Source organism: Candidatus Poriferisodalis sp., from assembly GCF_965208485.1.
Taxonomy (GTDB): Bacteria; Actinomycetota; Acidimicrobiia; order Acidimicrobiales; family Poriferisodalaceae; genus Poriferisodalis.
This window is the reverse complement of sequence record NZ_OZ242344.1, coordinates 2,938,832-2,949,976: the sequence shown is the minus strand read 5'-3', so window position 1 is coordinate 2,949,976 and position 11,145 is coordinate 2,938,832. Positions and strand designations below refer to the sequence as shown.

The 11,145-nt window shown below is 65.8% G+C and carries 12 protein-coding genes; 9 read left to right on the top strand and 3 right to left on the bottom strand.

Going from position 1 to position 11,145, the window contains the following annotated elements:
• Positions 1-73 precede the first annotated feature (73 nt).
• Genes ACOGXQ_RS13840 through ACOGXQ_RS13830 form a run of 3 tightly spaced genes read left to right on the top strand, consistent with a single transcriptional unit; the run spans position 74 to position 1,272 of the window.
• The gene (locus tag ACOGXQ_RS13840; protein ID WP_419944214.1) at positions 74-277 is read left to right on the top strand and encodes a CopG family transcriptional regulator; all 204 of its coding nucleotides are present in this window, start codon (positions 74-76) and stop codon (positions 275-277) included.
• A complete protein-coding gene (locus ACOGXQ_RS13835; protein WP_419944213.1) occupies positions 274-669 on the top strand; it encodes a type II toxin-antitoxin system VapC family toxin in 396 nt (131 codons plus the stop codon). Before ACOGXQ_RS13840 ends, ACOGXQ_RS13835 begins: the two co-directional genes overlap by 4 nt.
• A 21-nt stretch (positions 670-690) precedes the next feature.
• On the top strand, positions 691-1,272 hold the full coding sequence (locus tag ACOGXQ_RS13830) for an HAD family hydrolase (RefSeq protein WP_419944212.1): 582 nt from the start codon (positions 691-693) through the stop codon (positions 1,270-1,272).
• A 142-nt stretch (positions 1,273-1,414) separates the two neighbouring features.
• Here the strand turns inward: ACOGXQ_RS13830 and ACOGXQ_RS13825 are convergent, their stop codons facing one another.
• Positions 1,415-2,626: an FxLYD domain-containing protein gene (locus ACOGXQ_RS13825; RefSeq protein ID WP_419944211.1), complete on the bottom strand. Its 1,212-nt coding sequence runs from the start codon at positions 2,624-2,626 to the stop codon at positions 1,415-1,417.
• A gap of 140 nt (positions 2,627-2,766) precedes the next feature.
• On the opposite strand from ACOGXQ_RS13825, the gene ACOGXQ_RS13820 reads away from it, so the two are divergent.
• The 6 genes from ACOGXQ_RS13820 to ACOGXQ_RS13795 all read left to right on the top strand — a co-directional run bounded on the left by ACOGXQ_RS13820 (position 2,767) and on the right by ACOGXQ_RS13795 (position 9,710).
• A complete protein-coding gene (locus ACOGXQ_RS13820; protein WP_419944210.1) occupies positions 2,767-2,973 on the top strand; it encodes a hypothetical protein in 207 nt (68 codons plus the stop codon).
• 153 nt (positions 2,974-3,126) lie between these two features.
• Positions 3,127-4,893 (top strand): zinc-binding dehydrogenase, encoded by a 1,767-nt coding sequence (locus ACOGXQ_RS13815; protein ID WP_419944209.1) that lies wholly within the window; start codon positions 3,127-3,129, stop codon positions 4,891-4,893.
• On the top strand, positions 4,890-5,828 hold the full coding sequence (locus ACOGXQ_RS13810) for a 1-phosphofructokinase family hexose kinase (RefSeq protein ID WP_419944208.1): 939 nt from the start codon (positions 4,890-4,892) through the stop codon (positions 5,826-5,828). Before ACOGXQ_RS13815 ends, ACOGXQ_RS13810 begins: the two co-directional genes overlap by 4 nt.
• Positions 5,825-6,502: a hypothetical protein gene (locus ACOGXQ_RS13805; RefSeq protein WP_419944207.1), complete on the top strand. Its 678-nt coding sequence runs from the start codon at positions 5,825-5,827 to the stop codon at positions 6,500-6,502. The genes ACOGXQ_RS13810 and ACOGXQ_RS13805 overlap by 4 nt, the downstream gene beginning before the upstream one ends.
• Positions 6,499-8,205 (top strand): phosphoenolpyruvate--protein phosphotransferase, encoded by a 1,707-nt coding sequence (ptsP, locus tag ACOGXQ_RS13800; RefSeq protein ID WP_419944206.1) that lies wholly within the window; start codon positions 6,499-6,501, stop codon positions 8,203-8,205. Before ACOGXQ_RS13805 ends, ptsP begins: the two co-directional genes overlap by 4 nt.
• A complete protein-coding gene (locus ACOGXQ_RS13795) occupies positions 8,202-9,710 on the top strand; it encodes a BglG family transcription antiterminator (RefSeq protein ID WP_419944205.1) in 1,509 nt (502 codons plus the stop codon). The genes ptsP and ACOGXQ_RS13795 overlap by 4 nt, the downstream gene beginning before the upstream one ends.
• An 853-nt stretch (positions 9,711-10,563) precedes the next feature.
• On the opposite strand, the gene ACOGXQ_RS13790 is transcribed toward ACOGXQ_RS13795, so the two are convergent.
• Together ACOGXQ_RS13790 and ACOGXQ_RS13785 are read right to left on the bottom strand one after the other, a co-directional pair.
• Positions 10,564-10,866 carry a hypothetical protein gene (locus tag ACOGXQ_RS13790; RefSeq protein ID WP_419944204.1) on the bottom strand — a complete coding sequence of 101 codons (303 nt, stop codon included), beginning with the start codon at positions 10,864-10,866 and terminating at the stop codon, positions 10,564-10,566.
• Between the two features lies 1 nt (position 10,867).
• Complete coding sequence (locus tag ACOGXQ_RS13785; RefSeq protein ID WP_419944203.1) at positions 10,868-11,131, bottom strand: HPr family phosphocarrier protein; 264 nt, start codon at positions 11,129-11,131, stop codon at positions 10,868-10,870.
• Positions 11,132-11,145 lie beyond the last annotated feature (14 nt).

The window sequence follows — 11,145 nt, the reverse complement described above, 5'->3', positions numbered from 1 at the left end:
TGGCCGCCATTCGCAACGGATGCCCAAGAGTTGCGCGGTGTATATTGCAGGTGTGCGGCGTATACAGCTCTATATGGAGCCCGACATTGACGACGCGCTGACAGCAGCGGCAGCGAAGCAGGGAGTGTCACGTTCGGCGCTGATGCGAGACGCTGTGCGCACATTGCTCGAGGCCCAACGACCGGTAGGGGACGATCCCGTCGACGCGCTCATCGGATGGCTCGATGTCGAACCCGACGACGACATCGATGCGGTCATCTACGGCTACGGCGAATGAGGTTCGCCGATACCTCCTACTGGATCGCGCTGCAAGTCACCCGAGACCGTAACCACGTCGCTGCGGCAGCTCTGTGGCGCCATGATCAACACCCGGTTCGAACGTCGACTGCCGTGCTCGGGGAGACATGGACGTGGCTGCGACGCAGAGCCGGCCACATGGCCGCCGTGCGAGCCGTCAACGACATCCGTGACTCGGCTCGCGTATCGGTCGCCTTGGTCGATGAATCGGTCGACGTGCGGGCGTGGGAATGGCTGCACCGGCGCGATGAACGCGCCTATTCCTACGTGGATGCCACCAGCTTCGAGATCATGCGCCGCGAGCGAATCACCGAGGCGTTGGCATTCGACGGCGACTTCAGCGCAGCAGGCTTCATCGAAGTCCGGCCGTAGCCCAAGATGGCTGCGGGCAGCATGAGCGATGTTCGTTGGCTTGTGCTGGATGCGATGGGCGTCATGTATCACGCCGGTGACGACGTCGCCGAGCTGCTCATCCCATACCTGCGCGGCAACGGCTGTCAGCTCGCTGATTCGGAAATCGAGGCCCTCTATCTCGACGCCAGCCTCGGCCGGATGACCAGTTCGCAGTTCTGGCAGCGGTGCGGCGTCGACGGCAGTGATGCCGACTACATCACAGGTCACACGCTTTCGCCTGGCCTCAAGGATCTGCTCGAGGAAGCGACAGCTCGCGGCATACGCGTCGCATGCCTGTCGAACGACATGAGCGAGTGGGCCGCCCTACAACGCGATCACTTCGGCTTGGCAGAGTTCATCGGTTCTTGGTGCATCTCCGGCGACATCGGTGTCCGCAAACCCGATGCCGAGGCCTTCCTCGCGCTGCTTGGCATGATTGGGGCTGAGCCCGGTAAGTGCCTGTTCGTGGACGACCGCCAGAAGAACACCGATGCAGCGCGTGCAGTCGGTTTCCGCACCGTGCTGTTCGAGGCCGGGTGTTTCTCATCCCTCAACGAGTTCCTGAGTCAGCTTGAGCGATAGTCCGCCTGACGCGGCAGATCCCCCGGCCCTGGCGGCTTGTTGCCGTCGGGTGCCGGGGGATCGCCTTGCGTGCTGCCCTAGATGCAGTGCGGTGATGGGAGGGGGTCACCGGCCGTCTGCGAAGGGCAGCCGGGGTGTGGGGTCAGCTGGCACCTCCTTCGTTGCCTTCGGCGTGGCCGCCTGCTCGCTCGGCGCCTTCGCCGCCGCCGGTGCCGCTCTCGCCGGCTTCGGCGTTGCCGACCTCGGCGTGCGGGCTCCAAGTGGCGAACGGCGCTTGGGTGGCGGGCAGGTCGATCCGGATGGTCTGCCCGGGCGCCAAGTCCGTCGGCGTGGTGGGTCCCAGCTCGGTGCCGTTGGAGAGGTGGATCTCCACCCGGGCTCGGGTCAGCACGCTGTTGGTGGTGTTGGTCACGGTGCCCCGGAACGTGTTCGTGGCGGGGTCGTAGGCCATCCTCAGCCGGGCGCCGTTGCGGGTCACGTCGTAGGTCTGGTTTGGCGTGAGCGCCACCGCAGTGTCACCCCCGCCTTCGCCGCCTGCCTCGGTCACCTCGCCGCCGCGCTCACCGCCGCGTTCGCCGCCTGCCTCGTTGCCTTCGGCGTGGCCGCCCGGGCCTTCAGCGCCCTCGCCGCCCTCGCCGCCGGAGTGGGGGATGGGGCCGGGCCCGTTGCAGTCGAACACCTCCATGTGCACCACGTAGCCGTCGAACGGCACTCCTGCCATCGTCGGCTCGCCGGCGACTGACAGCACCGACGTCGCCGACTGGCCGGGCGCCAGGTCGCCGAGCTTCTGGGGGCCCAGCTCGCCGACCGTCTGCGCGCCGAGCTTCATGTGCGGCTCGGACTGCACGTAGCACAGCGTCTGGGCGGTGGTGTTGCGCACAGTGGTGCGCACGGTCTGGGTCGCCGTGTCGTAGCTGGCCGCCACGTCCAGGCCGCCCAGGTTGCCGGTCCAGGTCTGATCCAGCGGGATCACCGGGCTCGACATCAGCGCCTCGTTGATCTCGGCGCTGCCGCCTTCGCCGGCACCCTCGACGCCCTCGGCGTGGGTCGGGTTCGCCTCAGCGCCCTCGCCGCCGGTCTCTCGACCGGTCTCGCCGCCGGCCTCACGGCCGTTCTCACGGCCGCCTTCGTTGCCCTCGGCGTGGCCGCCGGCGCCCTCGGTGCCTTCGCCGGCGCCTTGGCGCTCGCCGCCGCCCCGGTCGCCGATCACCTGGCCCGCCTTGGGCTCGGCAATCTCGGGGCCTTCCCCGGCACCGGCGCCGACGGCGAACCCGCCCAGCGCCGCCGCCGAGAGCGTGACTCCTGCGAGTGCTCCGGCAGCCCATTTCCTTGCTCTTGAATTCGTGAACCCCATGTCATTCTCCTTTCGTGAGGTTCTGACTTGGGGAGCAACGTAAGAACCGAATGTGACCCAAATGTGGCGACGCGAAACAAGCTGCCAAGACGTCTCGCGATGCGTAGGGTGACGTTGCGATGACACCGCTCGGACGTGAGATGCGCAGCCTCGCCCGCCAGATTGCGGACCAGGCATCGCAGGCGGGTGACATCGAACGTCAGCAATCGCTCCGGCAAGACCTGGAGCGCAAGCTCGCGAGTGCTGGCACAACAACGAAGGAAATTGCCAAGGCCGCCGGTGTGACCCGATTCACGGTGTATATGTGGATGCGGCAAGCCCACATGGGCCGCTATCCGACGCTCTAGAGCGACGGCCATCGCTGATGTGACAGAAGCGATCTATTGCGCCAGTTTGGCCGATCTGCTCTCAGCCAAACTGCCGGTTGCAAGCGTTTGAGCTGCCGTCAACGATGGAGCCTGCGGAGCTTGGGGTGAAGCTCCCGCAGGGAGGTTCGGCCCGTGACGGCGACCGGCGCATGGTCATACGACCGATACCGCGAGGGCACAGCACCCCTGCCTTGCCCGAATCTTGCATGGAACACCTACGGCGAGGGAGTCGAGAGCATCGGCCGCGACGGGCGTCCTGAACCGGTCGATATTCCTGAGCCTGCTCGCGATCAGCTGCTGGTGCGGGTTGACGCGGTCGGGCTCTGCTTCTCCGACGTCAAGCTGATCCGTCTCGGCTCGGAGCATCCCAAGCTGTACGGCCGCGATCTGTCGGTTGACCCCATTCGCCTCGGCCATGAGGCCGCGGTGACCGTCATTGACGTGGGTGACGATCTCGCTGAGCTCTACCGTACGGGTGATCGTCTCGCGATCCAGCCGGACATCTATCTGGACGGTCGCAGCACTGCCTACGGCTATACGATCCCCGGCGGCTTGATCCAGTACCACCTGATCGGCCCCGAGATCCTCGCAGCAGACGGCGTTTCGTATGTGATCCCGGTCGCTGACGGCATCGGGTACGCGGCGGCAGCGCTGTCGGAGCCGTGGGCATGCGTGGAAGCCGCGTACACGCAACGCCGCCGGCTCTGGCCGCTGAGCGGCGGAACGGCGTGGGTCATCGGTCGCCCAGACGACCAGCGCAGCTACGACTTTGGCGAGACGTTCCGGGATGCCGCCCGAGTGGTACTGACCGGTGTGGGCCCGAACACCGCCACCGCCGTGCTCGAGTCGATCGGCCCGCAGACCGAGACGTCGGTCGCGGACGCCATGGACTTGGACGCATACGCGTCGCTCGTCGAGCGCGAAACCGATGGCCACGGCTTCGATGACATCGTCCTTCTCGATCCCGACTCCGCTGCCCAGGTGACTGAGGTCGCACGGCACATCGCCTATCGCGGCACGCTCAATCTCGTCGGCGAGCGCCCGCTTGACGGTCTGTCATCTGTCGACTTTGGCCGTCTGCACTACGACTACACAGCCTTTGTCGGCACGCGTGGCCCGGATGTCGATGCCGCATACGGCGAGCAGCGAAATCGCTGCGACCTGCGTGCTCAGGGGTTGGCGGTGTTCGTCGGCGCAGGCGGGCCGATGGGCCAGATGCACGTGCAACGAGCCCTCGAGAAGGCTGATGGCCCGGCCACGATCATCGGCATCGACCCCGACAGGGAGCGACTCGACGTGCTGCAAACGTCGCTCGGCCCGCTTGCGGAGCGCTCGGGCATCGAGCTCATCGTGCTGAACGCCGATGCGTCCGACTCGAGCGTGCGTGAGTTGATCAACCAGCGTTCAAACGGAGCTGGCGCGGACGATGTCGTCGTCACCGTGCCGGTCGCGTCGGTCATGGCCTCGGCGGCGCAACTGATGAGCGCCGACGGGATGCTCGTGTTCTTCGCCGGTGTCGCGAACGGCACAACCGGGCCGCTCGACATGAGCCAGGTGTATCTGAGCAATGCCCAGTACACCGGCACATCGGGCTCGACACTCGACGATCAAGCGCTCGTGCTCGACAAGACAGCGCAGGGTTCGCTGTCACCCGACCTGAACCTGGCTGCGGTCGGCGGAATCGAGGCGGGGCGCGACGGCGTGCAGGCGATGCTCGACGGCCGGTTCGCCGGCAAGATCGTCATCTTTCCCCAAGTCTCCGGCATGCCGCTGCTCGGACTCGACGAGCTGTCCGACAGGTACCCCGAGATCGGGGGTGCCCTGGGACCGCAGGGCCAGTGGACATCCGAAGCTGAACGGCGACTCATCGAGGCCTATGGCGCCGTCGAGGACTCGTGATCACGACGCTGACCCCGAATCCGAGTTTCGATCGGACGCTGCGCGTCGACGCGCTTGATCGAGGTGAGGTCCACCGGGCATCGCTGGTGCGCATCGAATGCGCGGGCAAGGGAGTGAACATCGCCCGCGCCCTGGCCGTCAACGAACACCCGGCTCGGGCCGTGTTTCCGGCCAACGATGACGACTTTGCGGCTTTTGATGCCGCGTTGGCCGCAACCGGGGTGACGTCGCAGGCAGTGCGGATTCGAGGCTCCATCCGGAGCAACATCACGGTCGTAGAGCCCGATGGCACAACGACGAAGATCAACGAGCCGGGACCGGAACTCAATGGCGCGGAGGCCGGCGAGCTGATACGCGCCGCGGCGACGGGTTCGGGTTCGGACTGGCTCGTTGCCAGCGGGAGTCTCGCGCCCGGTACGCCGGCCGACTTCTACGCGCAGCTCGCCATGTCGCGCCCCGACGCGGCGCAGCGCCTCGCAGTCGATTCCAGCGGCGAACCGCTCGAGCTGCTCGTCGGGACGCCATGCGCCGTGGTGAAGCCGAACCTCAGCGAGTTGGTCAGTCTCACGCGCCGGCGGATATGCACATTGGGCGATGTCGTTGAGACCGCCCGGGACCTGTGTGAACGCGGCTGGGGTGCGGTGCTGGTCAGCCTGGGCCGCTTCGGTGCTGTGCTGGTGGGTGACGAGTTGGCTTACGGAACCGTCTCGGTTGCCGACGTGCGCAACACGGTCGGTGCAGGCGATGCACTCCTGGCTGGCTTTATCGCTGCGGGCGGTCGGGGCTCGGCGGCTCTCGCTGAAGGGCTTGCCTGGGCGGGAGCCGCGGTGAGATCGGTGGGAACGGCCGGCGCCTGCGTCAGCCTCGAAGATCGACAGGCGGTTGCCGTATCGCAATGCGTCCCGCAACATCTGCCGGTGGGGGAATCAGCATGAGCGAGCAGTTTCCGCTACGGATCTCGGCGATGTTCCGTTCCGGCATCTCGGGCTATGTCAGGAATCTGGTCCCTCTCACGGCTGCCGCCGCGGTCACCATTGCCGTATTCGGCGTCTTCCGCTTCTGGGCGCAGGTCGCGATCAACGACGGCAGGACCTTTCAGTCGATCGTCCTCGATCTCGTCGGGCTCGTGCTCGCCGGCACCATTGCGCTGCCGTGGTTCGCGTATGCCCTTGACGCTGCCCGCGACCAGCCGATCGATCTTGCCGGACCTTGGCGCAACGGCAAGCAGTTTCTTGCGCAGCTCGTCTGCGCCGTGTTTTTCTGGGCGGCCTTCCTGCTCGGCCTGCGGTACCTGGCCGGCATTCCATCGATTCTCGCCACGCTGTTCTACGGGTTCTATGGCTACGTCGTCGCCGACCGGGCGGCGAAGGGAGGCCTGCGAGCACTGGGCACCAGTGTCCGCCTCGGCACCAAGCGCCGTGTCGCGCTCTTCGCGATCCTGGCGCTGTTCGGGGCGTTCAATCTGCTGGCCGCGATCCCGCTCGGCTATGACGTGTCAGCTCTGACGGTCGTGTTCACGCTCGCCCTGCTGACCGTCACTGCGAGCATCACACTCGTGGGGGGAGCATGCCTGTACGACGCCCTGACCGAGCGATTGGGCGAGCAATGAACGACTCGGGGGAACTCCGGCTCGGCGGCACTCCAGCCTCGGCGGGTGTTGCCATCGGGCCAGCGATCGTCATCGACCCGCAGACAGCAGAGGTGCCCGACGTCGCAGATCCCGTAGCTGCGTTCAACGAAGCGAGCGCAGCGGTGAGCGAGCAACTCGGGATCATGTGTCAGACGGCTCGAGCGGCCGGGCGCTCCGAAGCCGGCGACGTGCTTGAAGCCCAGGCGCTGATGGCGCAGGACCCGATGCTCGCTGATGCCGTTGCTGCTGCCCTCGGCGACGGCGCCGCACTCGATGCGGCGCTGCAGCAGGCGCGCCAGCAGATCGAAGACGTGTTCGCAGCGATCGACGATCCGTACATCGCGGCACGCGCCCAGGACGTCGTCGAGGTCACCGACCGGATTCGACGCCAGCTCGCAGGCATCGAAACACCGGACTTGGGTCAGATCGACGTGCCGTCAGTGCTGGTAGCGAGAGCGCTCACGGCCGCCGATACCGCCGCGCTCGACCCCGCTGCGGTTCTCGGCTTCGTCACGGAGGCCGGCGGTCCTACCTCGCACGTTGCCATCATCGCTCGATCGCTGGGCGTCGCGGCAGTGGTAGGCGCCACTGGCATCGTCGAGCGCGCGCAAGCAGGCGTCCCAGTCGCCATCGACGGCTCGACGGGCGACATTGTCGTCCACCCGACCGATGTGACCGTCGAGGACTTTGCGGCACGCCGTGAAGCGCTCGAGGCTGCGATCGCTGCCGCCGATCAGTTCCGGGGGGTCGGCGTGGCCCTCGGCGACCATCGGATTCAGGTGCCCGCCAACGTGGGATCTCGCGACGATGTCGAGCGCGCCGTGGCCGCTGCAGCCGAGGGCATCGGCCTGCTTCGCACAGAATTCCTGTTTCTCGACCGGTCCGACGCGCCCAGCGAGGACGAACAACTCGACTTCTACTCCTTTGCCGGCACCAGCTTCAGCGAGCCGGTGGTCATCAGGACCTTTGACATCGGCGGGGACAAGCCTGCGCCCTACCTCAGCATCGCGGCAGAGGAGAATCCGTTCCTGGGCGTACGCGGTGCCCGTCTCTACAGCCAGTTTCCCGAAGTGTTCGAAACGCAAGTACGAGCAATCCTGCGAGCTGCGACCGACGCTCCGATCTGGCTGATGCTGCCCATGGTCTCCACAGTGACCGAGATTCGAGCGCTGCGCGATCGCATCGTCGAAGTCTCGGCAGGGCTCACGGCGCGAGGCATCCGTCATGACCTGCCGCCGATCGGGATCATGGTGGAAGTCCCCTCGGTGGCACTCATCGCCGACGCTGTGGCGCCTCATGTGGATTTCTTCTCGATCGGCACCAACGATCTCACGCAGTACGCCATGGCTGCTGATCGCACCAACATCGGGCTCGACGAGCTCCAAGATCCGCTCCATCCCGCGGTGCTCGCTCTGTGCGAGCGCACGGTGGCCGCCGCGAAGCGCAATGGCATCGGCGTGTCGGTCTGTGGCCTGGCTGCAGCTGATCCGCTCGGCGCGGCGGCGTTTGCTGCCATGGGCGTCGACAAGCTCTCCGTCAGCCCCCGGGCGGTAAATCTCGTCAAGTCGGCGATTGCGACGATGGATGCTTCCTCCGCCGAATCGATGATCCTGGCGGCGCTGGGTGCGGCGACTGCCGACGAGGCTCGCGGCATCATCGCCAACCCTCCGGCCGGACCATGACGGCGCTGCTCGACACGCGAGCGCTGCGGATCACCCGGTGGCTGCTGCAGCAGGATCAGCCGCGCAGCACTGCCGCGCTGGCGTCGGATCTCGGATTGAGCCAGCGCGTTGTCCGCTACCGCCTCGACCAAGTCGAGCACTTTCTGCGAACGTGCGGTGCCGAACTCGCGCGCAAGCGTGGTCAGGGCCTGCTCGTGACCGCCTCACCGGATGTTCGTTCGAGAATCGCCGCTGACATCCGGTCGTTGCCAGAAGTGCCGCGGGTCTATGCCCCGCCTGAACGGGCCCGGATTCTCCTCGCGGCGCTGCTGTGGGAGGCGCCGGACGTGGTGTCTCTTGAGGAGCTGCACCTAGAACTGGAGGTGTCGAAGACGTCGGCCCGACGCGACTTGCAGAGGTGTGAACCGTGGCTCGAGCGCAACGGGCTTCCGCTGGTGCGGCGCGCCGGCCGCGGCATCTCTGTCGTCGGTACCGAACGGCGCATCCGCCGCGTCACCGTGCAGCTCATTCTCGAAGCGATCCCCGAAGAGGTCCTGCACCTGCAGCTCGCTGAAGCGCCCTCTGCCGCGCAACAGGCGACCGCGCGGGTGCCGGTCGGCCTGCTGGAACGGATATTCACGCTTCCCCTCGTCGAGACCGCCGCGCTCGTCCGGGCCAGCGCGCTCGGCCAGACCCTCACCACCGGCCGCAGCGACGCGGTATTCGCGCTGTACCTCGCCGTGTCGGTGGCCAGGATCCGCGCAGGACGAAGCGTGGCACTCGATGCCGGCGTGCATCGCTCGGCGATGGATCACCCCATTGCCCGCAGCGTTGCGACCATCGTTCCGAGCTTGGAACAGCTCGCTGGCACCAGCCTGCCCGCTGCGGAGGTGGCGACAATCACCGAATATCTGCTCGGCCTCGATGCCCTGGACACCGTGCGTCCGGGTTCCGAGGGTGTCGCCGACAGCCTCCTCGACGAGATCATGCGGCTCGCCGGCGACAGGCTGCACACTGCCCTCGTCGACGACTCCGAACTCAGGCGCGGATTGGCATCTCACCTCGAGCGTCTCGGTGTTCGCCTGCGCTATGGCTTGCCCATCCACAATCCGCTGCTTGACGAGGTGCGAGAGCGCTATCCGGACGTCTATGCCGTTGCTGCGGAGATGGCATCGCTGCTTACCGAGGCAATGCACGTGGCGGTTGCCGAAGACGAGATCGGCTTTATCACCATGTACGTCTCGGGTGCCATGGAGCGAGCCAGGCTCCGGCCGAGGCGGCGCGCTCTTGTCGTCTGCCCCAGCGGGATGGCCACCGTCTGGGTGCTCGTCTCGCGGATCAAGTCTGAGTTCCCGGAACTGGACCTGGTGGAGGTCCTGTCCGAGCGAGGATTCGAAGATCTCCGCCATGACGACTTCGATCTGGTCATCTCGACGGTGCCGCTGCGAGCCAGCGGTGTACCGGTGGTGGTGGTCAGCCCGTTGATGTCGACCATCGACGTCGCACAGGTCGCGCAGTACGCCTGATCGCTCCGTCGCAGTCGGCCGCCGTTGTGACCGATTGGCGCTGTGACACCGTGCCGCGCGGGCACCGAAATGTCGTTGTCGACCGGTGCCGAATTGGCAGTAGAGCCGGGCGGATCCCAAGCATAAAGATGTACCTATCACTTGGAGTAACGTAAGGAGAAACCACATGCAATTGGCAACGTCTCATGGTAATGCGGAGTCACACGAGCGCCAGCCAAGTTGACATCGACCCGAATCCGTCGCGGATCCGCGGCTGTCTTGCTGGCGCTCGTAGTTTCTCTGGTTTCTTTCGGGCTTCCATTCGGCGGAATCACACCGGCCAGCGCCGACACGCAGGTTCATTGTTACGAGAGCGGTCGAGTGTGGGTTGTAGTCAACGGCAGCTATTTGGACCACTGGCAAACCGTTGTGACCTGTGAGAGCATCCCGCATGACCACAACTGGTGGGATCCCGACAAGTACCTCTGGTAGTCCGAGAGCCTTGGACCAGCGTGATCGGTCAGCGAAAGTTCGCCCTATTGGCAATCGCTCTAATTGCTTCGGGGTGCTCGGCACGTGGGTCAGCTATTGCGTGCGAGAACGCAGTTTTGAGACAGGTTGATCGAGAGCGCGAATACGTAGGTGCCATTGAGGCTCACGATGCTGCTCACGATGCGGGTGGTGGCCATGACGACAGTGATGTTGTCAGTGCCCGGGTAGCCATGATCCTCGCTGAGGTTGAGACACGCCGGCTCTGCGGATAGGAACTTGAGCAATGAGCGGCAGTGCGACGGCCGCAGGCTTGAATGTTCCTTCTTGGTGGGCGGCTTCCCGACAAATGAGAATCTTGGCTTAGGAGCTTCGGAACGTGCGCTCAGACCTTCCTGCGAGGTATGTCTGCGTTCTTGAGAATCTCGCCGTGAGCATCGATGATTCCGGCCTTGGAGCCCAGGGAAAGCGGGTTCGCGCCGAACAGGTCGGCGCGGTTGATGGCCACCCATCGGTAGCCGTCGATCTTCTTCACGCGCTTGAAGGCGCCCTTCAGTTCCTCGGCGCTGGCGGCGACGACGATGGAGCCCTTCTCGAACACCAGGTCGGCCGCGCCCGAGTCATCCACTGACGCCCCGACCGCCTCCGCTACAGCGGCAACCAATGCGTCATGCTCGAGTCTGCTCATGTCACTCCTCCTCGGTGAGAATGGCCACGACAGCCTCAAGCGCGGCCTCGGCCTGAGGGCCTTCGGAGTGGACACGTGCAGTGTCACCGTGCCCCGCTCCGAGCGCGAGCACGCTCATGATGCTCACCGCGTTCGCGGTCTTCTGGCCGGCCTCGATCGTGACTTCCGCATCGAAGGTCTTCAGTCGCTCGACCATGACCGCGGCGGGTCGGGCATGAAGTCCGTGGGGATTGGTGATGACCACTTCGGCGGACACTGCGCTCATCGAGGTCTCCAGTT

What these genes read in the sequence shown, in the direction of transcription:
- ACOGXQ_RS13835 (WP_419944213.1), top strand. Translation starts at nt 274, where the DNA reads ATGAGGTTCGCCGATACCTCCTACTGGATCGCGCTGCAAGTCACCCGA.
- ACOGXQ_RS13830 (WP_419944212.1), top strand. Translation starts at nt 691, where the DNA reads ATGAGCGATGTTCGTTGGCTTGTGCTGGATGCGATGGGCGTCATGTAT.
- ACOGXQ_RS13825 (WP_419944211.1), bottom strand. Translation starts at nt 2,626, where the DNA reads ATGGGGTTCACGAATTCAAGAGCAAGGAAATGGGCTGCCGGAGCACTC.
- ACOGXQ_RS13805 (WP_419944207.1), top strand. Translation starts at nt 5,825, where the DNA reads ATGAGCGAGCAGTTTCCGCTACGGATCTCGGCGATGTTCCGTTCCGGC.
- ACOGXQ_RS13790 (WP_419944204.1), bottom strand. Translation starts at nt 10,866, where the DNA reads ATGAGCAGACTCGAGCATGACGCATTGGTTGCCGCTGTAGCGGAGGCG.
- ACOGXQ_RS13795 (WP_419944205.1), top strand. Translation starts at nt 8,202, where the DNA reads ATGACGGCGCTGCTCGACACGCGAGCGCTGCGGATCACCCGGTGGCTG.
- ACOGXQ_RS13840 (WP_419944214.1), top strand. Translation starts at nt 74, where the DNA reads ATGGAGCCCGACATTGACGACGCGCTGACAGCAGCGGCAGCGAAGCAG.
- ACOGXQ_RS13785 (WP_419944203.1), bottom strand. Translation starts at nt 11,131, where the DNA reads ATGAGCGCAGTGTCCGCCGAAGTGGTCATCACCAATCCCCACGGACTT.
- ACOGXQ_RS13820 (WP_419944210.1), top strand. Translation starts at nt 2,767, where the DNA reads ATGCGCAGCCTCGCCCGCCAGATTGCGGACCAGGCATCGCAGGCGGGT.
- ptsP (WP_419944206.1), top strand. Translation starts at nt 6,499, where the DNA reads ATGAACGACTCGGGGGAACTCCGGCTCGGCGGCACTCCAGCCTCGGCG.